Raw genomic sequence first — 24,635 nt, forward strand, 5'->3', positions numbered from 1 at the left:
CGGACACGTCGGCCCGTGCACCGGACACCCCACGCTCTGGAACACGCTATGGAACACGCACCACTCACGGGTTGGAGAGAAAGTCATATGGCTGGTGTCGAGGAACGGCTTCGTGAGTACCTCAAGCGCGTCACCGCGGACCTGTCGGACACCAAGCAGCGCCTGAAGGCGGCAGAGTCCCGGTCCCGGGAGCCCGTCGCCGTCGTCGGCCTCGGCTGCCGGCTGCCCGGTGGTGTCGCCTCGCCGGAGGACTTCTGGCGGCTGCTGTCCCAAGGACAGGACGCTGTCGGGGAGTTCCCCGACGACCGCGGCTGGGACCCGGACATGTACGACCCGGACCCGGACGCCACCGGCAAGTCGTACGCGAAGGAGGGGGCGTTCGTCCGCGACGCCGCCGACTTCGACGCCGACCTGTTCGGGATATCGCCCCGCGAGGCGCTGACCATGGACCCCCAGCAGCGGCTGCTGCTCGAGACGTCCTGGGAGGCGATCGAGCGGGCCGGCATCGACCCGACCTCGCTGCACGGAAGTGACGTCGGGGTCTTCGCGGGCGCCGCCACCTCCGGTTACATCTCCGGCCGCCAGGTCCCGGACAGCGCCGAGGGGTACGCCATCACCGGCGGGTCCTCGAGCGTGCTGTCCGGGCGCATCGCCTACACCCTCGGCCTTGAGGGCCCGGCTTTGACGGTCGACACAGCGTGCTCCTCGTCGCTCGTCGCCCTGCACCTGGCGGCCCAGTCGCTGCGCAACGGCGAGTGCTCACTGGCCCTGGCCGGCGGTGTGTCGGTGCTGGTCAGTCCGTACCCGTTCATCGGCTTCAGCCGGCAGCGGGGCCTGGCCCCCGACGGGCGCTGCAAGCCGTTCTCCGACAGTGCGGACGGCACCGGCTGGGGCGAGGGCGCCGGTGTGCTCGTCCTGGAGAAGCTGTCCGACGCACGCCGCAACGGACACCGCGTACTCGCGGTGCTGCGTGGCTCCGCGGTCAACCAGGACGGCGCCAGCAGCGGCCTGACCGCTCCCAACGGTCCGTCCCAGCAGCGGGTGATCCGCGCGGCTCTCGCCGATGCGCGGGTGTCCGCGCAGGACGTGGACGCGGTGGAGGCGCACGGCACCGGTACTTCGCTCGGCGATCCGATCGAGGCGCAGGCGCTGCTCGCCACGTACGGACAGGGACGCGAGGCCGGCCGCCCGCTGTGGCTCGGCTCGGTCAAGTCGAACATCGCGCACACCCAGTCCACGGCGGGCATCGCCGGCGTCATCAAGGTCGTGCTCGCGCTCCAGCACAACCTGCTGCCCCCGACGCTGCATGTGGACCAGCCGTCGACCAACGTCGACTGGTCCGTGGGTTCCGTCCAGCTTCTGACCGAGGCCCGTCCCTGGCCGGAGACCGAGCGCCCCCGGCGGGCCGGCATCTCCGCTTTCGGCGTGAGCGGCACCAACGCCCACGTGATCATCGAGGAGGCACCGGCCCCGGAGCAGGCCGAGGAGGCCACCGCCCCCGCGCCCGTGGCCGGGGGACTGGTCCCGTGGACGCTGTCGTCACGCAGCGCCGCCGGTATGGCAGCACAGGCGGCCCGCCTTGCCGACCACCTGGACGCCCGGCCCGAACTCGACCCGCTCGACGTGGGGTTCTCGCTCGGCACCACGCGCTCCGCACTGCCGTACCGAGCCGTCCTCGCCGGGCGGGACCGGGACGAACTCCTTGCGGGCCTGCGGGCCCTGGCGGGGGAGACGGACGGCGCCACGGCGGCCGAGGTCCAGCGCGGTGTGGCTCGTGGTAGTGCCCGGACGGCGTTTTTGTTTTCGGGGCAGGGTGCGCAGCGTGTGGGGATGGGGCGTGGGTTGGCTGCCGCGTTCCCCGTGTTCGCGCAGGCGTTGAGCGAGGTGTGCGGGGAGCTGGAGCTGGACCCGGCTGTCTTTGAGGATGAGGAGTTGTTGGCGCAGACGCGCTTTACGCAGGGTGCGTTGTTTGCGTTTGAGGTGGCGTTGTTCCGGCTGGTGGAGAGCTGGGGTGTCCGGGCGGACTTTTTGCTGGGGCATTCGGTGGGGGAGATTGCTGCGGCGCATGTGGCCGGGGTGTTTTCGTTGGCGGATGCCGCCCGGTTGGTGTCTGCGCGTGGCCGGTTGATGCAGGCGTTGCCCGCGGGTGGCGTGATGGTGGCGGTCGAAGCGGTGGAGGCTGAGGTTCGCGAGGCCCTGGAGGGGTTTGAGGACCGGGTTTCTGTCGCTGCGGTGAATGGCCCTGGCTCGGTGGTTCTGTCGGGTGAACAGGCTGCGGTGGATGGGGTGTTGGCCCGGTTCGAGGGTCGGCGTTCGAAGAGGCTTGTGGTCAGTCATGCTTTCCATTCGCCGTTGATGGAGCCGATGCTGGCGGAGTTCCGTGAGGTGGCTGAATCGGTCACGTATGCGTTGCCGCGTATTCCGATGGTGTGTGACACGACCGGACTGCTGGACGAGACGGGGGAGTTGAGTACCCCCGAGTACTGGGTGCGGCATGTGCGTGAGGCCGTCCGGTTCGCCGACGGGGTGCGGACACTGGCAGCGCAGGGCGTCACCGCCTACCTGGAGCTGGGCCCTGCCGGGGTGCTGACCGCCATGGCGCAGGACACCCTCGACGAGGTGCCCGGTGAGAGCATCGCTGTCGCGCTGGTCCGCAAGGACCGCGACGAGGTCGACGCACTGGCCAGTGGCGTACTGCGTGCCTACGCGCACGGCTCCCCGCTCGACTGGGCGGCCCTCCTGCCGGGTGCCCGGCAGGTGGACCTGCCGACATACGCCTTCCAGCGGCAGCGGTACTGGCTGGACGGGGACGGCGCCACGGCCGCCGATGCGGCGGCCCTCGGCCTCGGGGACCCCGAGCACCCGCTGCTCGGCGCCGCCGTGCCGCTCGCTGACGGGCAGGGCGTGGTGCTCACCACACGGCTGAGCCTGCGCACCCACCCGTGGCTGGCCGGGCACGAGATCGGCGGGACGGTGCTGCTGCCCGGCGCCGGCCTGGTCGAGATGGCGCTACGCGCCGGGCACGAGATCGGCTGCGACCGGGTCGAGGAACTGACCCTGGAAATACCGGTGATGATCCCCCGCGAGGGAAGCGTGACCCTGCAGATCCGGGTGGGCGCCGAGGACGAGGCCGGCTGGCGGCCGCTGACGGTGCACTCGCAGTCAGGGCCCCACGAGGAGTGGGTCCGGGCCGTGAGCGGCGCGCTGAGCGCCGACGCGGCGCAACCCGAGGCCGACCTGACGGCCTGGCCACCGCCGGGCGCGCAACAACTCGACCTGGACGTCGACGGGTTCTACGCCGCGTACCAGCGCCTCGGCTACAACTACGGCCCTTCGTTCCGGGGCCTCAAGGCCGCCTGGACGCGGGGCGAGGAGATCTTCGCCGAGGTGGCACTGCCGGACGAGGAGCGGGCCGCGGCCGCCGAGTTCACGCTGCACCCCGCGCTGCTCGACGCCTGCCTGCAGTCCGCCGGGGTCGGCTCGTTCTTCGACAGCGGCGGCTCGATGCGGCTGCCGTTCGCGTGGAGCGGTGTCTCCGTGTACGCGGCCGGCGCCGCCTCCGTGCGGGTGCGGGTGACATCGTCAGGTCCGGACGCGGTCACCTTCGACCTGGCCGACTCGACGGGCGCGCCGGTGGCCCGGGTGGAGCGGCTGCTGATCCCGGAGATGACCCCGGAGCAGCTGGAGCGGGTCAGCGCGGAGGAGAAGGAGAAGCCGCTCCGGCTCGATTGGGTGCCGGTGGTGGCGCAGAGCACACCGGTGTCCGCCGACCGGTGGACCGTCCTCGGTGCGCAGGGCCTCGCCGAGCTGGAGGGCGCGCCTGTACCGGAGTTCGTGGTCCTCGAGTGCGCTGCGGACGGCGCCGGGGACGACCTGCCGGGCGCCGCGCGGGCGCGGACCGGTGAGGTGCTGACGGCGTTGCGGACCTGGCTGGAGGGGGAACGGTTCGCCGACAGCCGGCTGGCCGTCGTCACGCGCGCCGCGGTCGGAAACGCCGGTGCCGACGTGGGCGATCCGGCCCAGGCCGCTGTGTGGGGCCTGGGCCGGGTCGCCCAGTCCGAGAATCCGGGCCGTTTCCTGCTGCTCGACCTGGAACCCGGCGCCGACCTCGCCGCGGTCCTGCCCACTGCCCTGGCCACCGGCGAGATGCAGCTCGCCGTCCGCGCCGACCAACCGCTGGCTCCGCGCCTGGTGCGCTCCGACGCCCGCGGCGCGCTGGTGCCGCCCGCCGGTGCCGCGTGGCGGATGGACGTCACCACTCCCGGCACGCTGGACAACCTCGCCCTGCTCCCGGCCACCCGGGCCGAGGACGCGCTCGGTCCGCTGGAGGTACGCATCTCGGTGCGGGCGGCGGGCGTCAACTTCCGTGACGTACTGATCGCGTTGGGCATGTACCCGGGCCGGGCGTCCATGGGCGGTGAGGGCGCCGGTGTGGTCACCGAGGTCGGCGCCGAGGTGACCGGTCTGCGGGCCGGGGACCGGGTGACGGGCATCCTCTCGGAGGCGTTCGGTCCGACGGTGGTGGCGGACAGCCGCTCCGTCGTGCGCTTCCCCGACGAGTGGAGCTTCGAGCAGGCCGCTTCGGTGCCGGTGGCCTTCGCCACCGCGTACTACGGCCTGATGGACCTGGCCGGCCTGAAGGCGGGCGAGACGGTGCTGGTGCACTCGGCCGCAGGCGGTGTCGGCATGGCCGCCGTGCAGTTGGCCCGGCACCTGGGCGCCGAGGTGTTCGGCACCGCAAGCCCCGGCAAGTGGGACACCCTGCGCGCCGGCGGCCTGGAAGATGACCACATCGCCTCCTCGCGTACCACGGACTTCGAGCAGGCGTTCGGGGAGGCGACCGGCGGCCGCGGTGTGGACGTCGTCCTCAACAGCCTGGCCGGCGAGTTCGTCGACGCCTCACTGCGGCTGCTGCCGCGCGGCGGCCGGTTCATCGAGATGGGCAAGGCCGACCTGCGGGACGCCGACCGCGTCGCCGAGCAGCACCGGGGCGTCGGGTACCGGTTCTTCGATCTGATCGACGCCGGGCTCGACCGGTTCCAGGAGATCCTGGGCACCGTCATCGGGCTGTTCCGGGACGGAGTACTGCACCATCTCCCGATCAGCACCTGGGACGTACGCCACGGGCCGGACGCCTTTCGGCACATCAGCCAGGCCCGGCACACCGGCAAGATCGTGCTCACCATGCCCCCGGTCTGGGACCCGGAGGGCACCGTCCTCGTCACCGGCGGCACCGGCACCCTCGGCGCGCTGACCGCCCGTCACCTGGTGACCGCGCGCGGGGTGCGCCACCTGGTGCTGGTCAGTCGGCGTGGCGCCGACGCACCGGGCGCCGCCGCACTGCGCGAGGAACTCACCGCCGCGGGCGCCGACGTCACGGTCACCGCCTGCGACCTCGCCGACGCCGAGGCGGTGCGGTCCCTGGTGGCCGGCCTGCCCGAGGCGCACCCGCTGACCGGCGTGGTGCACACCGCGGGCGTGGTCGACGACGGCGTGCTGGCGTCGCTCACCCCGGAGCGCATCGACACCGTGTTCCGCGCCAAGGTCGACGCCGCGGTCAACCTGCGGGCGGCGACCCGCGACCTCGACCTGGCGGGCTTCGTCCTGTTCTCCTCCGCGTCCGGTGTCCTCGGGAGCCCCGGGCAGGGCAACTACGCCGCCGCCAACGCCTTCCTGGACGCCTTCGCGCACCGCTGCCGGGCCGAGGGTCTGCCGGCGGTCTCGCTGGCCTGGGGCCTCTGGGCCGAGGCGAGCGGCATGACCGGGCAGCTCGGCGGTGAGGACCGGGCCCGTATCTCCCGTGGCGGCCTGGTACCGCTCACCAACGAGCAGGGTCTCGAACTCCTCGACGCGGCGATCCTGGAGGATCAGCCGCTGCTCGTACCGGCCCGTCTTGAACGGTCGGTGCTGCGCAAGCAGGCGGCCGACGGCACCCTGCCACCGCTGCTGAGCCGCCTGGTGCGGGCGCCCGCCCGCAGGGCCGCGGCCGGTCCTGGGCAGAGCGAGGGACCGACCCTGGCCCAGCGGCTGAGCGGGGTGCCCGCGACCGAGCACGAACGGCTGGTGGTGGAGCTGGTCCGCGGTGACCTGGCGGCGGTCCTCGGCCACTCCTCGTCCGCGGGCGTCGATCCGACCCGGTCCTTCCAGGAGATGGGCATCGACTCCCTCACCGCCGTCGAGCTGCGCAACCGGCTCAACGGCGCGACCGGCCTGCGGCTGCCTGCCTCCCTGGTCTTCGACTACCCGACCCCCGGGGCCCTGGCGCAGCACATCCTCGCCGAGGTGGCACCGGACGGCGTCACCGAGGCCGTGGCCGCCGCGGGCTCCCTGACCGACGCCGAGATCTGGCGGTCCATCACCTCCGTGCCGCTGGCCCGCATCCGCGAGGCCGGCGTCCTCGACGCTCTGCTCCGCCTCGCCACCGATGACGGCTCCGGCGACGGCACGACGGAGCACACGGACGAGCCGGAGGGAGCGTCCATCGCCGAGATGAACGTGGACGACCTCGTCCGCGCAGCCCTCGGCGACGCCACCGACAGCGACACACCGAATGACACCGAAGGGACGTACGCAGAATGAGCAGCGCATCCGCGGACAAGGTGGTCGAGGCGCTGCGCGCGTCACTCACGGAGAACGAGCGCCTGCGCAAGCAGAACCGGGAAATGTCCGAGGCATCCCGGGAGCCCATCGCCATCGTCAGCATGGCCTGCCGCTACCCGGGCGGGGTCAGAACCCCCGAGGACCTGTGGCAGTTGGTGCTCGACGGCCGAGACGCCGTCGGCCGGCTCCCCGACGACCGCGGCTGGGACCTTGAGGCCCTCTACGACCCGGACCCCGACGCGCAGGGCAAGACGTACGTCCGCGAGGGGGCCTTCCTTTACGACGCGGGAGACTTCGACGCCGAGGTCTTCGGCATCTCCCCGCACGAGGCACTGGCCATGGACCCGCAGCAGCGCGTCCTGATGGAAACCTCCTGGGAGCTCCTGGAGCGGGCCCGCATCGCCCCCGATTCGCTGCGCGGTAAGCCCGTCGGCGTCTTCACCGGCGGCGTCGGCACCGACTACATCTCCCGGCACTACGCCATGGGCGCACCCGAGGTGCCGGGCGGCGTCGAGAGCCACGCCATGACCGGCAGCGCCTCCAGCGTCTTCAGCGGCCGCATCGCCTTCACCTACGGCTTCGAGGGGCCCGCAGTGACGGTGGACACGGCGTGCTCGTCGTCCCTGGTCGCGCTGCACATGGCCGCCCAGTCGCTGCGGCAGGGCGAGTGCAACCTCGCCTTTGCCGGCGGTGTCGCCGTACTGCCCAACCCCGGCACCTTCGTCGGGTTCAGTCGCCAGCGCGGCTTGTCCCCGGACGGCCGCTGCAAGGCGTTCTCCGCGTCCGCCGACGGTACGGGCTGGGGCGAGGGCGTCGGCCTGGTCCTTCTGGAACGGCTGTCCGACGCGCGCCGCAACGGCCGGCAGGTGCTCGCCGTGCTGCGTGGCTCCGCGATCAACCAGGATGGCGCCAGCAACGGCCTCACCGCCCCCAACGGCCCCTCCCAGCAGCGCGTCATCCGCGCCGCGCTCGCCAACGCCCGGCTCAAGCCGCAGGACGTGGACGCGGTCGAGGCGCACGGCACCGGCACCCCGCTGGGCGACCCGATCGAGGCGCAGGCCCTGCAGGCCACGTACGGCAAGGGGCGGGACGCGGACAAGCCGCTGTGGCTCGGCTCCATCAAGTCGAACATCGCCCACCCGCAGGCCGCGGCCGGCGTCGCCAGTGTCATCAAGGCGGTGATGGCGATGCGGCACGGCATCCTGCCGAAGACGCTGCACGCGGAGGAGCGGTCTCCGCACATCGACTGGTCCGCGGGCGCCGTCGGGCTGCTCACGCAGCAGCGCGACTGGCCCGAGGAGGGACGCCCGCGCCGGATCGGTGTCTCGTCCTTCGGGATCAGCGGCACCAACGCCCACGCCATCCTGGAGCAGGCCCCCGAGTCCAAGCCCGAGCCCGAGCGCACCGCCGAGGCGCCCGAGGGCGGAGCGGTGCCGTGGGTGTTGTCGGGGCGCAGCGCCGAGGCGCTGCGCGGGCAGGCGGCGCGTCTTGCCGCGTACGTGGTCGACCGGCCGGAGGCGGACCCCGTCGACGTGGGCCACTCGCTGGTGACGACCCGGTCCGCGCTGGAGCACCGCGCGGTGGTCGTCGCCGAGGACGGCACGGCGCAGACACTGCAGGGCAGGCTCGCCGCGCTGGCCGCCGGGGAGACCACCACCGGTGTGGTGCGCGGCGTGGCCCGCGGCGGAGTGCGCGCTGTGCTGGTGTTCCCAGGGCAGGGCTCGCAGTGGGTCGGCATGGCCGAGGGCCTGCTGGCGGCGTCGCCCGCGTTCGCCCGCCGGATCGCCGAGTGCGAGCAGGCACTGGCCCCGCATGTGGACTGGTCGTTGATCGAGGTCCTGACCGGCGGCGAGGCGACCGCACCGCTCCTGGAACGGGTCGACGTGGTGCAGCCTGTGCTGTGGGCGGTGATGGTGTCGCTGGCCGAGACGTGGCGCTCGGTCGGCGTGGTCCCGGCCGCGGTCATCGGGCACTCCCAGGGCGAGATCGCTGCCGCGTGCGTAGCCGGCGGTCTCTCGCTGGAGGACGCGGCGCGCGTGGTGGCGCTGCGTGCCCGGGCCCTGGTGGCGTTGCAGGAGCAGGGCGGGATGGCCTCGGTGGCGGCGTCGCGGGCGCGCACCGAGGAGATTCTCGAGCCGTACGGGGACCGGCTGTCGGTCGCGGCGGTCAACGGTCCCGAATCGACGGTGGTGTCCGGCGACGCGGATGCGTTGGACGAACTGGTCGGGGCTGCCGAGGAGTTGGAGGTGCGCATCCGGCAGGTGCCGGTGTCGTACGCCTCGCACTGCGCCCATGTCGACCGGATCCGGGAGGAGTTGGCGGAGGTCCTGGCCGCGATCCGCCCGCGGACTTCCGCGGTGCCGTTCTTCTCGACGGTGACGGGGGACTGGCAGGACACGGCGGGCCTGGACGCGGAGTACTGGTTCCGTAATCTGCGCCGGCCGGTCGAGTTCGAGTCGGCCACACGGTCGCTGCTCGAGCAGGGCTACAGCGTGTTTGCGGAGTCCAGTGCGCATCCCGTCCTGGTCAACGGCCTCCTGGAGACCATCGAGGACAGCGGCGTGCCCGGCACGGCCGTCGGTTCGCTGCGGCGCGGCGAAGGCGGCTGGGACCGGTTCCTGACCTCGGCCGCGGAGGTGTACACCCAGGGCGTCGACGTCGACTGGGCCGGGCTGCTGGCCGGCGGCCGCCCGGTCGATCTGCCTACGTACGCCTTCCAGAGCAAGCGGCTGTGGCTGACGACCGAACCGCCCGTGCGGCCTGGCGATGACACCCACGACGAGGCCACCGCGGCCTTCTGGGAGGCGGTCGAGCGCGAGGACCTCGACGGGCTCGCCGACACCCTGCAGACCGGTGCCGGTGCCGACGTCCGTGCCTCCCTCGGGGCGCTGCTGCCGGCCCTGTCGGCCTGGCGGCGCGAGCGGCGCAAGGAGAACACCGTCGACGCCTGGCGGTACCGGGTCGCGTGGCACCCGCTGGGCGTCTCCACACCCTCCGCCGACGCGCTCGCCGGCGGTACGTGGCTGGTCGTGCACCCCGCGGACGGGCCGCGGGATGCCTGGGTCGATGCGGCGGCCCAGGCACTCGTCGCCGCCGGCGCCGATGTCCGCACGGTGGCCCTGGACACCGCGGCCCCCGATCGCGCGGCCTGGGCACAGCGCCTGGCCTCCGAGGGCGCCTTGGCCGGCGTGCTGTCCCTGCTCGCCCTGGACGAAGCGCCGCTCGGCGGCAACCCGGTGCTGACCCGCGGCGCCGCAGCCGTACTCACCCTGTTGCAGGCGGTCGGTGACGCCGACGTCAAGGGCAGGCTGTGGTGCGCGACCCGCGGCGCGGTCGGCGTGAGCGGTGCCGACCGCGCGCAGAACGCGGCGCAGGCTCAGGTCTGGGGCTTCGGCCGGGTCGCGGCGCTGGAGCAGCCGACCCGCTGGGGAGGTCTGGTCGACCTGCCGGCCGGCCCGGACACCCGGGCGGCCGGCCGCCTGTGCGGCATCCTCGCCGCCGGTGGCGAGGAGGACCAGCTGGCGCTGCGCTCGTCGGGCGTGTTCGTGCGGCGGCTGGTCCGTGCGCCGCTGGCGGAGACGCCGGCCGGCCAGTGGCAGGTGCGGGGGACCGTGCTCGTCACCGGTGGTACCGGCGGTCTGGGCGGGCATGTGGCGCGGTGGCTGGCCGGGCAGGGTGCGGAGCACCTCGTGCTGACCAGCCGCCGGGGGCCTGACGCGCCGGGCGCGGCCGAACTGCGCGCCGAGCTGGAGCAGTCGGGCGTCCGCGTGACCGTCGCCGCCTGCGACGTGGCCGACCGGGAGGCGCTCGCCGGGCTCCTGGACGGGCTCCGGGCCGACGGTTCACCGCTGACCGCGGTGGTCCACACAGCCGGTGTGCCCGGCCCGTTCGTGACGCTCGCCGACGCATCGGCCGACGATCTGGCCGAGACGCTCGCCGCGAAGGCGGGCGGCGCCGAGGCGCTGGACGAGCTGCTGGCCGACGAGGATCTGGACGCGTTCGTCCTGTTCTCCTCCAACGCCGGCGTCTGGGGCGGCGCGGGCCAGGGCCCGTACGCGGCGGCCAACGCACACCTGGACGCGCTGGCCGAGCGGCGGCGCGCCCGCGGCCGAAAGGCACTGTCGGTGGCGTGGGGCATGTGGGCCGGCGACGGCCTGGCCTCGGACAAGGGTGTGGAGGACGCCCTGCGTCGGACCGGTCTGCTGCCGATGGAGCCGGTGCTCGCCGTCGCGGCGTTGCAGCAGGCACTGGAGCGGGACATGACCTTCCTGTCGGTCACCGACATGGACTGGCAGCGGTTCGCTGCCGTCTTCACCGCGAACCGGCCGAGCGCGCTGCTGACCGAACTGCCCGAGCTGCGCCGCCCGTCCGCCGCCGAGGCGGCCGGTGGCCGGTCCACCGAGGATGGCTCGGTCTCCGAACTGGCCGGGCGCCTGGCCGGCATGTCGACGGTGGAACAGCAGCGGGTCCTGCTCGACCTGGTCCGCGCCCAGGCGGCGGCCGTCGTCGGGTACGACTCCGCGGACGCCGTCGACCACGAACGGAAGTTCCAGGAGCTCGGCTTCAACTCCATCACCTCGGTGGAACTGCGCAACCGGCTCGGCGAGGCGACCGGGCTCAAACTGCCCGCCTCCCTCGTCTTCGACCATCCGACCCCGATCGCGCTGGCCCGCCGGCTGCTCGTCGACCTGGTCGGCACCGAGGTCAGTGAGGTCGGCGAGGACACGGTCGCACCGCTCGCCCTCGTCGAGGACGACCCGATCGCCATCGTCGGCATGAGCTGCCGCCTGCCGGGCGGCGTCGAATCGCCGGAGGACCTGTGGCGGGTCGTTGCCGACGGTCTCGACGTCGTCGGCACGCTGCCGGAGGACCGCGGCTGGGACGCCGTCGAGAAGCTCACCGAGATGGGCATCGACATGCCGGGCGGTCGCTGGCTGACCCGGGGCGGGTTCTTGGCCGGTGCCACCGAGTTCGACCCGCAGTTCTTCGGTATCTCCGATGCCGAGGCAGTGGCCATGGACCCGCAGCACCGGCTGCTGCTCCAGCTGTCCTGGGAGGCCGTGGAACACGCCGGAGTGGACCCGCAGACTCTGCGCGGCACCGACACCGGCGTCTACGTCGGTACGTTCTTCCAGCCGTACTGGGCCGGTTCGAACCGCATCACCGAGGACGTCAAGCCGTACCTGGGCATCGGCATGGTGCCGACCTTCGCCTCGGGCCGCGTCGCGTACCTGATGGGTCTTGAGGGGCCGACGTTCACTGTCGACACCGGCTGCTCCTCGTCCGGCGTCGCCCTGCACCTGGCCTGCCAGGCGCTCGCCCGTGGCGAGTGCTCGGCCGCGCTGGTCGGCGGCGCGACCGTGCTGTCCAGCCCGCTGGCCGTACCCGACCTCGGCGGGATGGCTCCCGACGGCCGGTGCAAGCCGTTCTCCGAGGACGCCGACGGCACCGGCTGGGGCGAGGGCGCCGCGGTGCTGATGGTGGAGCGGCTGTCCGACGCGCGCCGCCAAGGGCACGAGGTGCTGGCTGTGATCCGCGGCTCGGCCGTGAACCACAACGGTGAGAGCAACGGCATGGCCCCCAACGGCCCGTCCCAGCAGAAGGTGATCCGCCAGGCGCTGGCCGGTGCCGGGCTCACGGCCGACGAGATCGACGCCGTCGAGGGGCACGGTACCGGTACCCCGCTCGGCGACCCGATCGAGGCGCAGGCCCTGCTCGCCACGTACGGCAGGAACCGGCCCGCGGACCGGCCGCTGTGGCTCGGCACGGTGAAGTCCAACTTCGGCCACTCGCAGGCGGCTTCCGGCCTGGTCGGTGTGATCAAGACGGTCCTCTCGATGCGGCACGGGGTGCTGCCGAAGACGTTGTTCACCGACACGCCCAGCACGCGGGTCGACTGGTCCGAGGGCGGAGTCGCGCTGCTCGCCGAGGACACGCCGTGGCCCGAGACGGGGCGGCCGCGCCGCGCCGGAGTCTCCTCGTTCGGAGCCAGCGGCACCAAGGTCCACCTCATCCTCGAACAGGAGCCGCCCGCGGAGCGCCCCGCCGCGCAGGAGGGTGGCGAAGGCCCCGCCGTCCTGCCGTTCCTGGTGCCCTCACGGAGCGCCGAGGACCTGCGGGAGCAGGCGCGGCGGCTGCGGGAATCGGTGGCCGGCCGGCCCGCGACCGAACTCCGCGACCTCGCCTGGTCGCTGGCCACCACGCGTACCGCGTTCGCCCACCGGGCGGCGCTGTTCGCCTCCGGCCGGGACGAACTGCTCACCGGACTGGCCGCGCTGGAGAACGGTGAGCCGCTCGAACAGGGTGTGCAGGCCGAAGCGGCGGCCGGGGGCGGCACCGCGTTCGTGTGCGCGGGTGGCATTCAGCCCGGCGTACGCGAGCTGTACGAGCGGTTCCCGCTCTTCGCGGACGCTCTCGACGAGGTGTGCGCCCACCTGGACGCCCACCTCCACACCCCGGCGCACCCGGCGGCACTCGCGGCTGAGTGCCCCGCGGACACGACCCTCGCGGCGGCGGTGGCCTTCGCGCATGAGGTGGCCCTCGCCCGGCTGGTGCAGGGCATGGGTGTGACGCCCGATGCGGTCGCCGGGCATGGTCTCGGCGAGGTCGCGGCCGCGTACGTGGCCGGTGCCCTGCTGCTGCCGGACGCGGCGGGCCTGGTCGTCGCGGCGGCCCGGCTCCTGGAGCCGGCTTCGCTGCGGGCCGAGGCCGAGGACCTGTTCCGCCGTACGGTCAAGAACGTGGCGCCGCGGCCCGGTTCGGCGCCGCTGGTGCGCGCGGACACCGGGGAGACCCTCACCGTCGACGCCGTGCTCGACCCGGCGCACTGGCAGGCGGCGCAGCCGCTGTCCCGGCAGCTGCCCACGCCGGCCGGTGCCACCGCCCTCGTCCGGCTGGACGTCGCGCTGGAACAGGACGGCCGGGCGGCGGCCGAGCAACTCCTGTGCCTGCTGGCCGGGTTGCACGTGACCGGCGTGCCGGTCGCCTGGCGCGAGGCGCTGGTCGGCGCCGGTGCCGAAGGCCGGGTCGTGGACCTGCCCACGTACGCGTTCCGGCGGGATACCTACTGGCTCAACGCCAACCCGGTGGCCCTGCTCGGCGAGACCCTGGAAGGCCGCAACGCCGGCAACTGGGCTGCTCTCGAAGGGGAGGAACTGCTCGACGAGGCTGACCGCAAGGCGGTCGTCGAGGAGTACTTCCGCCGGCTCAACGCGGGAGATCTGGAGGGTGCGGTCGAGATGTTCGCGCCGGACATCCGGATGGAGGACCCGGTCGGCAGCGCGCCGCGGGTCGGCATCGAGGAGGTCAGGGAGTACATCGCCTCGGTCATCAGGGCCAAGTCCGAGATCGAGGTCGGCACCATCGTGGCCGCCCAGGACGGATCCCGAGTCGCGGTGCCGCTGGTGGGCCGCCTCAACCAGCTCGACACGGGTGAGGGCGCCCGCATGGAGATCCCGTGCGTCGACGTCATCCGTATGGGCGGCGACGGCAAGATCCGCGAGATTCTGGTGTTCTGGGGCATGACGGACATCACGGTGTGAGGCGACCCGCGGCACGGGCCCCCTGGGGGCCGCCCCGCACCGCCGGCCACTGACCTCCGGCCCCGCTCCCACCAGCGCGAACCGTGCTGGCGTGCGCGGGGCCGGAGGTTTGGAGGAGATCCCGAAGAAAGCCACCCACTGGTCGCGGAAGTCGATGGCGGACCACAGCGGCCTGTCCGCCGCGTTCGACGTCGCCACCGGCGAGGTCATCAGTGCCCTGCACCGCCGGCACCGGGCGGCGGAGTTCAAGAAGTTCCTGATCCGCATGGACAAGGAGGTGCCCGCGCACCTGCAGGTCCACCTGATCGAGGACAAGGCCGCCGTGGACCTTCACGCCAAGCCGGTCCTTGAGGGGCCGGCTCCACCGACTCGATGCGCTGGCGCAGCCATTGCGGAAAGAGCCCCCGGGTCCGTCTCGCCCTCGCGGGCGGGACGGACCGCCGTGATTCCCGGCTCGGACCGGTCCTTCTCCGGCGTGTACATCCTGCGCATCACGTCACGTTCGGGTGTTGGATGCGCGGGGCCCAGGATCCGCTCCAAGGAGGCTTCATCGCCCTCGCCGTGACCGTCGTGCCACCCTGCGCCCGGACGCGAGAGGCCCCGGTGGTGCGTCTTTGGTGAAAGACGCACCACCGGGGCCAGGGCGAACCGGATCCGGCGGGGGTGGCGGATCCGGTTCGGTTCAGGGGGCGGAGAGCGGGACGGCGGCATCGCTTTCCGGGGTCTCGGCCTTGGCCTGGGACCGCTTGGGCATGAAGAGCAGGGCGAGCAGGGCGGCCACCACCGCAATCGCGCCGCACACCCCTAGCAGGGCGTGCATCGCGGTCATGAAGGAGTCCTGCACTGCGTGCACGATCTGCGGGCTCTGCATCGTCTCGCCCACGCGCAGGCCGCCCGAGACGCTGCGCCGGGCCAGTTCGTCCGCCTCCGGCGGTACGTCGGGCAGCTTCAGGTTCGAGCGGTACGTCGAGTTGGCGACCGTACCCAGCACGGCCACGCCGACGGTACCGCCGACCTGCCGCAGCGCTGAGACCAGTGCGGAACCGACGCCCGACGATTCCTGGGACAGCGCGTTGACGGAGGCCGCCATGGTGCGGGTCATGGCGAGGCCGAGACCGAGGCCGACCAGGACCAGCCAGACCGACACGTAGCCGTAACCGGAGGAGAGCTCGGTACGGGTGCCCAGGAACAGGCCGCCCGCGACGAGTAGGAAGCCGAGTGCCGGCACCGCGCGTGGGGCCGCCTCCGGAGCGAGCTTGTTGACCACCGCGGCGCTCACCAGGACGCCGCCGATGAGCGGCAGCAGCCGCAGCCCGGTGCCGAGCGCGTCGGTGCCGTTGAGCGCCTGGAAGTACTGGGGCAATGCGAACAGCAGGCCGAACATCGCGAAGCTGACGACGGTGCCGAGGATCGAGCCCCACACGAAGCCGCTCAGTCGGAACAGGGACAGGTCGATCAGCGGGTTCCCAGTCCGGGTGATCCGCATTTCCCACAGCACGAACAGTACGAGAAGTGCTGCGCCGCCGAGCAGCGGGACCAGTGCCGCGGCGTCGCCCCAGCTGGTTTCGCCGGCCTCGATCGCTCCGTAGACGATGCCCACCAGGCCGAGCGTGGAGAGCAGGACACCGAAGAAGTCGATGGAACTGCCTTGTGTACCACGGGAGTCGGGCACCAGGAACGCCACCGCGATGAAGGCGAGGGCGATCAAGGGGACGTTGATCAGGAAGACCGAGCCCCACCAGAAGTGATTGAGCAGGGCGCCGCCGATGATCGGGCCGAGCGGGAGTCCGAGTGACTGGGAGACGGCGATGACGCCGATCGCCTTGGCGCGCTCTTCCTTGCTCTCGAAGACGTCGAGGAGGACGGAGGTGCACATGGGCACCAGGAAGGCCGCGCTGATGCCGAGCACCGCGCGCGCGGTGATCAGCATGCCCGACGAGTCGGAGTAGGCGCACCATACGGACGCGCCGCCGAATAAGGCCAGCGCAGCGAGCAGTAGCCGCTTGCGGCCGAACCGGTCACCGAGCAGTCCAGCGGGCAGGAGCAGAGCGGCCATGGCAAGCGTGAAGGCGTCGGCGAACCACTGCAGGTCGCGGGTGGACGCCTGCAGGTCGGTGCCGAGGGTCGGCAGTGCCACGTTGAGCACCGTGGCGTCGACGCTGACGGTCAGCAGGCTCATCCCGATAGCCGCCAGTGCCCACCAGCGGCGCGAGTCCTTAGCCACGTTCTTCGCCCCTTACGTTGCGGTGTTTGTCGGTTGGAGCGTCCCGGTCCGCGATCCAGCGCTTCAACATGGGTTCTGCCTCGCTGTTGAGCCACGCGAAGACCTGGTTCGCCTCACGGAGGCGGTCGGCGTTCTCGGCCCCCTCTGGGAAGAGGGCCAGTCCGTTCTCGGTGATGTCGACGAACGACGCGATGCCCTCCAGGCGTCGTCGGACCATCGTGGCCCAGGCGTCCGGGGCGAGGCGGTAGTACGTGGCACGGTCTCCGCTGCGGGTCACGGCCTGCACCATCCGGGCCTCACTGAGCAGGCGCAGCGTGCCGGTGAGCGAGGCCCGGCTGGCATGGATGCCGGCCGCGATCTGCGCCGCGTTCTGCTCCGGCGGATCGCCGATCATGAGCCAGGCCAGGGCCCGGCCCATGATCGGGGGCCAGCCGGACTGCTGCATGAAGTAGGTGGCGACCTGCTCCACCCACGTCTCGACGTCGGAGGCATGGGCGTCCTCGGTGTTGTCCTCGGGCGTCGACGCCATCGCCATCTCACCTTCTGTGCACAGGACAGACTGCTGCTGAGCCCTAGCTACTTCTGTAGAGCGTGCTCTGTTCTGTAAGTTTCAGTAGTTACTGTAACGACTGAAACCAGGTTTGGCTACCCGTGTCGACGCTTACGTTGGACCGAGACTTCGCCCGAGGCGTCACCGGATCGCCGCGCCATGGCGTCCGCTGCAAGTCAGCGTGGGACAACGGGCCGGAAGCCCTTTCCGGACTTGCGCCCCAGACAACCGTCTGCCACCAGACTCTGCAGCAGCGGCGGCGCAGCGAAGTCGGGCGTCACGAACTCCTTGTGCAAGCGCTTCATGATGGCGAGTGAGACGTCCAGGCCGATGGCGTCGAGCAGCCGGAACGGGCCCATCGGGAAACCATGTCCCAGCTCCATCGCCGCGTCGATCTCGTCGATCTCGTCAATATCGGCGTGCGGGCGGTCCAGCAGCCGGATCGCGTCGGCGAGATACGGGAAGAGCAGATAGTTGACGATGAAGCCGGTGCGGTCGTGGCAGACGATGGCCGTTTTGTTCAGCCGTGCGCACAACGCGCGGGCTGTCGCCATGGTCTGCTCACTCGTTGCCGGTGTTCGCACGAGCTCCACCAGCTTCATCATCGGCGCGGGGTTGAAGAAGTGGAGCCCCAGGACCTGGGAGGCGCGGCCGGAGGAACCGGCGCAATCCGCCACGGACAGGCTGGATGTGGTGGTCGCCAGCAGCGCCCGCTGCGGGCACACCTGCCCGAGCTCGGCAAAAACGGACCGCTTGAGGCCGGCCTCCTCCGCGACGGCCTCGACCACCAGATCGCAGTCGCCGAATGCCGCCAGGTCCTGCTCGCTCCGCAGCAGGCTGAGCGCTGCGTCCTTCTGAGCCGGACTGGTCCTGCCCTTCCGCACCGCCCTGACGAGTGACTCCGCCACGACTTCCCGCGCGCGGTCGGCTTTCGCCCGGCTCCGTGCCACGAGCACCGTGGGGAGGCCGGCCGTCACGGCAACTTCGGCGATGCCGCAGGCCATGGTGCCTGAACCCAGAACGCCCACACGCCTGATGTGCTGGGCGCCGTTCAGCCCGTCACCGTCACTGCTGCGCGGTGTGGGAACGATGCGCGCACCGAACTCGTCGTAGGAGTGGAAACCCCTGCCGGTGGCCCGGCCGCCGGAGGCGGTGCCCGCCGACTTCTCCAGCAGGGCGGCTGGACGGAACGCCTCGTCGCCCGTTTGTGCGTGCAGTTCCTGCAGCGACGACCTGACGGTCTCCCAACCGATGCGGTCCAACATCTCGAATGGGCCGGCGGGCAGGCCGCAGCCCAGCCGCAGGGCGGTGTCGATGCTGTCCGGATCGGCGTATCCGAAGTCCAGCAGAGTCACGGCGCGATTGAGGAACGCGTGGACGAGCTCGGTGGCACCGGCCGCTGGACGCGTGCCGAATGCCGTCCGCTCAAGGCCCAGGCCCGCCAATAGTTCGTCGAGTGCCCTCACGGCGGCAGCACTGCTCATCGCAGTCCGGACCACTTCTACGGAGCCACCCGGCCGGGGTGGTGCCAGCAGGCGCAGTCCAAGTGTCTGGGCCGACCGGCTGGAGGCGACCGCCAGGTGGGTGAGCGGCAGGCTCGACGTGGTGGTGACCATCACCGTGCTCGGTTTGCAGACGGCATCGATCTCCCGCAGCAGCCGCTTCTTGACGGCGAGGTTCTCGGGTGCCGCCTCCACGACCACGTCCGCTCTGCCCAGCAGAGCGACATCGTTGCTCAGCGTGAAATCGTCGGCGGGGCGGACCGCGGGCTCGGCCGACCTGGCCGCTTCCAGCCTCTCGTTGACTCGGGTCAGCACATCGAAATCGGAATCGATCCCGATGACCTCGTATCCGCTGCTGTGCAGCATGCGCAGCAAGGGTTCCCCCACACTGCCCAGACCGGCCACCCCGACGACCGGGGGGTGCGCCTCCTGCTCCATGTCGTTTTCCTTACCCTGAGTGTGTGCTCGTGGACACCCGCCGGGGTGGCCGCGGGAGCTGGTCGATGAATGCGCCGGGTTCAATTCCCGGCATCCCGGAAGCGGTTGATGGCATCGATGTGCTTGGCCCGCATCTCCGGGTCGCGCACGCCAAGGCCCTCCTGGGGCGCGAGCGCGAGGACGCCGACCTTGCCCTGGTGGGCGTTGCGGTGCACGTCGCGGGCGGCCTGGCCGGTCTCTTCGAGGGAGTACACCTTGGAGAGCGTGGGGTGGATCTTGCCCTTGGTGATGAGGCGGTTGGCCTCCCAGGCTTCGCGGTAGTTGGCGAAGTGCGAGCCGACGATCTTCTTCAGGGACATCCACAGGTAGCGGTTGTCGTACTCGTGGTTGTAGCCGGACGTGGAGGCGCAGGTGACGATCGTGCCGCCCTTGCGCGTGACGTAGACGGAGGCGCCGAAGGTCTCACGGCCCGGGTGCTCGAAGACGATGTCGACGTCCTCGCCGCCGGTGAGTTCACGGATGCGCTTGCCGAACCGCTTCCACTCGCGCGGGTCCTGCTCGTGCTCGTCCTTCCAGAACTTGTAGCCCTCGGCGTTGCGGTCGATGATCGCCTCGGCGCCCATGGCCCGGCAGATGTCGGCCTTCTGGGGCGAAGACACGACACAGATGGGGTTGGCGCCGCCGGCGAGCGCGAACTGGGTGGCGTACGAGCCGAGTCCACCGCTCGCACCCCAGATGAGGACGTTGTCGCCCTGCTTCATGCCGGCGCCGTTCCTCGACACCAACTGTCGGTAGGCGGTGGAGTTCACCAGGCCAGGGGCGGCGGCCTCTTCCCAGCTCAGGTGGTCCGGCTTGGGCATCAGCTGGTTGGACTTGACGAGCGCGATCTCGGCGAGGCCGCCGAAGTTGGTCTCGAAGCCCCAGATGCGCTGCTCCGGGTCGAGCATCGTGTCGTTGTGGCCGTCGCTCGACTCCAGCTCGACGCTGAGGCAGTGCGCGACGACCTCGTCACCGGGGTGCCAGGCGTTGACGCCCGGACCGGTGCGCAGCACGACGCCCGCGAGATCGGAGCCGATGATGTGGTACGGCAGGTCGTGACGCTTGGCCAGCTCGTTCGTGCGGCCGTAGCGCTCCAGGAACCCGAACGTGGGGAGCGGCTCAAAGATCGATGACCATACGGTGTTGTAGTTGACGGAGGAGGCCATGACCGCCACCAGGGCCTCGCCCGGGCCGAGTTCGGGCAGCGGGACCTCGTCCACATGGATCGACTTGCGCGGATCCCTGTCCACCGTGGCCATGCCTTCGAACATGTCTGCCTCGTTCTTGTGCAGCACTACGGCCCGGTAGCTTTCCGGAAGCCGAAGAGCGCTGAAGTCCTGGGAAGTTGCACCGCCGGACAGGATGGCGTTGATGATGTCCTTCACGTAACTTCCCTCGTGTGTCGCGGACGTAGGAAACAAGCCTCTCCGGCCGGTTCGCCGAAGAACATGAATGTGTGCTTGTCGCGGCAGCGTATGAAGCAGAAATGACGGAGGAAACCCCTACCTCCCGCCACTGCTCCCCCTAACCTGCCGTCACCACCCCTAAGGGCTGTTCCGCAAATGATCTTTGGTGTGGTGAGGGTGCGTTCGGGCGCGTTGGGACGGGTCGTCTATCCAGTGAGGTTGATGTTGTGCATGCGGGCGATGCCGCACAGCACCTGTCGGTCCGGGAGAGGCCCCCGGCCCGGGTGCCGAAAGCGGCGTTCCTTGCGCGGCAGCAGCGGTTCTGTCCGCTCCCACAGGTCGACGGTAGGGGGCGGGATAGGGGTTGCCTCACCCAGCCGGCGTCCTACAAAGTTCTCCTACCGGAATCCAGGGGTGAGTTGGCCCTGAGGAGACGGGCGCCACGCAGTCACGATGTCCGCCGGGGCTCGTTGCGCCGAGCTACTTTCAGTCGTACGACTTTCGCGGGCCCGGTACGTGCAATGAGGCCGACCGAGGCGCGCAGTTCACTGTGTCTGCTGCAGGAGAGCTGTCCGGTAAATTCGGGCAGCTTGATCTGGACGGGGAAAAATGCACAAAGGTGCCCACGAGAGCGAACTCTGGATACGGCGGTTCAGTCCTGCCGCAGATCCAGAGATTCGGCTGATCTGCTTTCCACACGCCGGTGGCTCCGCGAGTTTCTATCACCCTTTTTCAAGAGAATTGTTACCCCCGGTGGAGGCGCTGGCCGTGCAGTACCCGGGCCGGCAGGACCGTCGTGCAGAGGGGTGCGTCACCGACCTGACTGACCTTGCGGACCGGATCAGCGAGGTGCTGACGCCTTGGACCGACCGGCCCTTCGCCCTGTTCGGGCACAGCATGGGGGCCACACTGGCGTACGAGGTGGCCCGCAGGCTCGAAGCGGCGGGCCGTGCACCGGGCGCCCTCTTCGTCTCGGCGCGCCGTGCCCCGCACCGCAACCGAAACGACCGGTGGCATCTGAGCCCCGACAGCGACCTCGTCGCCGACCTCAAGGCCTTGGACGGCACAGGCACCCAGGTCTACGACGACCCCGAACTCCTCGCCCTCGTCCTGCCCGTGCTGCGCAGTGACTACCGCGCGGCAGAGACATATCACTACCGGCCCGGGCCGAAGCTGAACTGCCCGATCACGGCGCTGACCGGCGACGCCGACCCGCGCGTGCCCGTCGATGAACTGCGCCACTGGGGCGAGCACACGACCAGCCGGTTCGACCTTCACGTCTTTCCTGGCGGCCATTTCTATCTGACGGATCAGCAGGCACATGTCCTGCGCGTCGTCGTCGACCGTCTCCTCGGCGTCGGCGCCGGCTGACCGCCCCGGAACAGGGCCGCGCCCGCCCGGTCGTCCTCGACAGAAAGACGTGGACTGTGACTGTCTATTCGCCTGCCCTCAGCCCCGTCGGGGTGCTCGGTACCGGATCTTGTCTGCCCGAGCACGTCGTCTCCAACGCGGCGGTCGCCGAACTCGCCGGCGTCACCCCGAGCTGGATCGAACGCAAAACCGGCATCCGTGAGCGGCGCTACGCGGCCGATCACCAGGCCTCGTCGGACCTGGCCGGCACGGCCGCCCGGCGGGCGCTCGACGTCGCAGGCCTCCACCCCGAGCAGGTTCGGTGGATCATCGTCGCCACCTCCACCCCTGACCACCCGCAACCGGCCACCGCAACCCTCGTTCAGGACCGGCTCGGGGCCTCGCGAGCCGCCGCATTCGACGTGAACGCGGTCTGCGCCGGATTCGTCGCCGCGCTTCAGGTGGCGACCCGTCTGCTGGCCGGTGCCGAGAAGGACTGCTACGCCCTGGTCATCGGGGCCGAGGTCTACTCGCGCATCATCGACCGGCAGGACCGCAGGACGGCGCCGCTCTTCGGCGACGGGGCCGGCGCGATCGTCCTCGGCTCGGTGTCCGACGGGCGCGGTGTCCTCGGCACGGGCATAAGAACCGACGGCCACCTGCACGAACTGATCGGCGTTCCCGCCGGCGGCAGCAGGCTCCCCGTATCGGAGAAGACCGTGGAACTCGGCCAGCACTATTTCCAGATGCAGGGCCGCAACGTCCGCGACTACGTGATGAGTCACCTCCCGTCAGCGGTGTCCGGACTGCTGGAGCACTTCGGCGTAGGGCCGGAGCGGGTCGACCACTTCGTACCGCACCAGGCCAACGGAGCCATGCTCAAGGACGTCTGGAAGCTGCTCGGACTGAGCAGGGCCCAGGCACATCTGCCCGTGGAGTTCCACGGCAACACCGGTGCGGCCTCCATTCCGCTGGCCTTGGACCACGCCTGCAGTGCCCATCGTCTGGCCGACGACGAGCTGGTCGTCCTTGCCGGGTTCGGTGGCGGTATGACGGTGACCACCGCCCTGCTCACCTGGGGTTGCTGACCGGGCGACGCTCCTCGCAGATGGGCGACGACCGGGGCGGGGCCGGAGCCGGACCTCGTCGTCCGTGACGTACCGCTCGTGAGTCGGCGCGCCGTGGCCGAGCGTGGCCGAGCGGCCGGGTAAGGAGTTGCGGCGGGTGGGCCGGCCGGGGTGGGCCTCCCGGGCGCCACCGGAAGCGGCGGTGCGGCCGGGAGGCCCGTGGTCTAGCGCAGCATGGGCAGTTCGATCGCCGGGCAGCGGTCCATGACCATCTCCAGGCCCGCCGCCCGGGTCCTCTCGTACGCGGACTCGTCGATGACGCCCAGCTGGAACCAGACCGCCCGCGCGCCGATCTCGACGGCCTCCTCGGCGGCCTTGCCCGCAAGCCCGCTGTTGAGGAACACATCGACGACGTCGATCTCGAAGGGCACGGCGGAAAGGGACGGGTAGCCCTCCTCGCCGTGCACCGTCTCGGCCTTCGGGTGGACGGGGACGATGCGCTTGCCATGGCGCTGCAGCACGCTCGCGACTCCGTACGCCGCTCGTTCCTGGTTCGAGGACAGGCCCACGACCGCCCAGGTGTCTCCGAGCTCCGTCAGTATCTTGCGCACTGTTGCCGGATCGCCGTACACGTCCTGCTCCTTAGCCGATGGCCGGGCGATTACGGGATGCGTACGTACATCAGACATTGACGCCGAAGTCCGACGCGATGCCGCGCAGCCCACTGGCATAACCCTGGCCGACCGCGCGGAATTTCCACTCCGGGCCGTGGCGGTAGAGCTCGCCGAAGACCATGGCGGTCTCCGTGGACGCGTCCTCGGAGAGGTCGTAGCGGGCTATCTCCACGTTGTCCGCCTGGTTGACCACGCGGATGAACGCGTTGCGGACCTGGCCGAAGCTCTGGCCGCGGTTCTCGGCGTCGTGGATGGACACCGGGAAGACGATCTTCGTGATCGTGGCGGGGACCTGCGCGAGGTTCACCTTCACGGCCTCGTCGTCGCCCTCGCCCTCACCGGTGAGGTTGTCGCCGGTGTGCTCGACGGAACCGTCGGGGCTCGTGAGGTTGTTGTAGAAGATGAAGTGCTGGTCGGAGACGACCTTGCCCGACTCGTCGCAGAGCAGGGCGCTGGCATCCAGGTCGTAGTCCGTGCCGGTGGTCGTGCGGACGTCCCAGCCGAGACCGACCAGGACGGCGGTGAGGCCCGGCGCCTCCTTGCTGAGCGAGACGTTGCCGCCCTTGGCCAGGGAAACTCCCACGATGTCCTCCTGAGTCCTGAGGTGTTAGTGCCGACCGGCCGTGGTCAGGGCCGGAGGGGTAAAATCTACAGCACTGTAGAAGCTCGCGGGGTGCCGCGTCCCGATACCACGTCCCGATTCCGTGCCCCGTTACGATGTGGCGCTCCGTGAGGAGCCGTCAAGAGAGCCGTCGGCCGAGCCGTCGGGAACCGGCGTCGAGGAGGAGACGAGCATGGCGCAGCATGAGCACGGGGAGCGGCGACCGCGTCTTCGGCGGCGCGCGCAGGGCGAGTTGGAGGCGCAGGTGCTTGCCGCGCTGCACGGTGCGCAGGGCCCCGTGAGCGCGGCCTGGGTCCAGGAACGGATCGGCGGCGACCTCGCGTACACGACGGTGATGACGATCCTCACCCGCCTCCTCGCCAAGAACGCGGTGACCCGCGAACGCGCGGGCCGCCACTTCACGTGGACGTCGGCGGCCGACGAGGCGGGCCTAGCGGCGCTGCGCATGCGCAAGGTCCTCGACGGCGAACCCGACCGCGAGGCGGTACTCGCCAGCTTCGTCACCACGCTGTCGGCTGATGATGAGCAGGTGTTGCGGGGGTTGCTGGGGGCGGCGGGGGTTGTGGGGGTTGCGGGGGTGGATGTGGCTCGTGCTGCGGGTGCGGAAGCGGGCCATGTCGCG

Annotated in this window: 11 protein-coding genes and 2 pseudogenes; 6 read left to right on the top strand and 7 right to left on the bottom strand. The window is 71.1% G+C overall.

The genetic code is table 11. The annotated features are described in order from the left end of the window. Positions 1 to 87: 87 nt before the first annotated feature. The 3 genes from AB0O76_RS26070 to AB0O76_RS26080 all read left to right on the top strand — a co-directional run bounded on the left by AB0O76_RS26070 (position 88) and on the right by AB0O76_RS26080 (position 14,706). Positions 88 to 6,579 carry a type I polyketide synthase gene (locus AB0O76_RS26070; protein WP_365495868.1) on the top strand — a complete coding sequence of 2,164 codons (6,492 nt, stop codon included), beginning with the start codon at positions 88 to 90 and terminating at the stop codon, positions 6,577 to 6,579. Next, the gene (locus AB0O76_RS26075) at positions 6,576 to 14,141 is read left to right on the top strand and encodes a type I polyketide synthase (RefSeq protein WP_365495870.1); all 7,566 of its coding nucleotides are present in this window, start codon (positions 6,576 to 6,578) and stop codon (positions 14,139 to 14,141) included. Before AB0O76_RS26070 ends, AB0O76_RS26075 begins: the two co-directional genes overlap by 4 nt. A 91-nt stretch (positions 14,142 to 14,232) precedes the next feature. After that, a complete protein-coding gene (locus AB0O76_RS26080; RefSeq protein WP_365495871.1) occupies positions 14,233 to 14,706 on the top strand; it encodes a hypothetical protein in 474 nt (157 codons plus the stop codon). A 117-nt stretch (positions 14,707 to 14,823) separates the two neighbouring features. On the opposite strand, the gene AB0O76_RS26085 is transcribed toward AB0O76_RS26080, so the two are convergent. The 5 genes and pseudogenes from AB0O76_RS26085 to AB0O76_RS26105 form a co-directional block, all read right to left on the bottom strand. Then, positions 14,824 to 16,365, bottom strand: coding sequence for a DHA2 family efflux MFS transporter permease subunit (locus AB0O76_RS26085; protein ID WP_365495873.1), 1,542 nt, complete (start codon positions 16,363 to 16,365; stop codon positions 14,824 to 14,826). Further along, positions 16,358 to 16,894, bottom strand: coding sequence for a transcriptional regulator (locus tag AB0O76_RS26090; RefSeq protein WP_365495875.1), 537 nt, complete (start codon positions 16,892 to 16,894; stop codon positions 16,358 to 16,360). Before AB0O76_RS26090 ends, AB0O76_RS26085 begins: the two co-directional genes overlap by 8 nt. Before the next feature lie 197 nt (positions 16,895 to 17,091). Then, the gene (locus AB0O76_RS26095; RefSeq protein WP_365495877.1) at positions 17,092 to 18,855 is read right to left on the bottom strand and encodes a 3-hydroxyacyl-CoA dehydrogenase NAD-binding domain-containing protein; all 1,764 of its coding nucleotides are present in this window, start codon (positions 18,853 to 18,855) and stop codon (positions 17,092 to 17,094) included. 80 nt (positions 18,856 to 18,935) lie between these two features. Beyond that, entirely contained in the window at positions 18,936 to 20,279 is a 1,344-nt protein-coding gene (gene ccrA / locus AB0O76_RS26100) for a crotonyl-CoA carboxylase/reductase (RefSeq protein ID WP_365495879.1), read from the bottom strand. A 260-nt stretch (positions 20,280 to 20,539) separates the two neighbouring features. After that, positions 20,540 to 20,647 (bottom strand): annotated as a pseudogene (locus tag AB0O76_RS26105) (IS5/IS1182 family transposase); the annotation flags it as partial. A 262-nt stretch (positions 20,648 to 20,909) separates the two neighbouring features. On the opposite strand from AB0O76_RS26105, the gene AB0O76_RS26110 reads away from it, so the two are divergent. Together AB0O76_RS26110 and AB0O76_RS26115 are read left to right on the top strand one after the other, a co-directional pair. Then, positions 20,910 to 21,671: a thioesterase II family protein gene (locus AB0O76_RS26110; protein ID WP_365495881.1), complete on the top strand. Its 762-nt coding sequence runs from the start codon at positions 20,910 to 20,912 to the stop codon at positions 21,669 to 21,671. Between the two features lie 56 nt (positions 21,672 to 21,727). Continuing rightward, on the top strand, positions 21,728 to 22,738 hold the full coding sequence (locus tag AB0O76_RS26115; protein ID WP_365495883.1) for a ketoacyl-ACP synthase III: 1,011 nt from the start codon (positions 21,728 to 21,730) through the stop codon (positions 22,736 to 22,738). 203 nt (positions 22,739 to 22,941) lie between these two features. On the opposite strand, the gene AB0O76_RS26120 is transcribed toward AB0O76_RS26115, so the two are convergent. Both AB0O76_RS26120 and AB0O76_RS26125 read right to left on the bottom strand, forming a co-directional pair. Beyond that, entirely contained in the window at positions 22,942 to 23,349 is a 408-nt protein-coding gene (locus AB0O76_RS26120; RefSeq protein ID WP_365495885.1) for a CoA-binding protein, read from the bottom strand. 49 nt (positions 23,350 to 23,398) lie between these two features. Next, the gene (locus tag AB0O76_RS26125; RefSeq protein WP_360771434.1) at positions 23,399 to 23,974 is read right to left on the bottom strand and encodes a TerD family protein; all 576 of its coding nucleotides are present in this window, start codon (positions 23,972 to 23,974) and stop codon (positions 23,399 to 23,401) included. 211 nt (positions 23,975 to 24,185) lie between these two features. Between AB0O76_RS26125 and AB0O76_RS26130 the strand changes: the two are divergent. After that, positions 24,186 to 24,569, top strand: a pseudogene (locus AB0O76_RS26130) (BlaI/MecI/CopY family transcriptional regulator); the annotation flags it as partial. Positions 24,570 to 24,635: the final 66 nt, after the last annotated feature.

Source organism: Streptomyces sp. NPDC086554, from assembly GCF_040686095.1.
In the GTDB taxonomy this organism is placed as follows: Bacteria; Actinomycetota; Actinomycetes; order Streptomycetales; family Streptomycetaceae; genus Streptomyces.

Coding starts and splice junctions, on each gene's coding strand:
- AB0O76_RS26075 (WP_365495870.1), top strand. CDS start 6,576: ATGAGCAGCGCATCCGCGGACAAGGTGGTCGAGGCGCTGCGCGCGTCA.
- AB0O76_RS26110 (WP_365495881.1), top strand. CDS start 20,910: ATGCACAAAGGTGCCCACGAGAGCGAACTCTGGATACGGCGGTTCAGT.
- AB0O76_RS26095 (WP_365495877.1), bottom strand. CDS start 18,855: ATGGAGCAGGAGGCGCACCCCCCGGTCGTCGGGGTGGCCGGTCTGGGC.
- AB0O76_RS26070 (WP_365495868.1), top strand. CDS start 88: ATGGCTGGTGTCGAGGAACGGCTTCGTGAGTACCTCAAGCGCGTCACC.
- AB0O76_RS26090 (WP_365495875.1), bottom strand. CDS start 16,894: ATGGCGTCGACGCCCGAGGACAACACCGAGGACGCCCATGCCTCCGAC.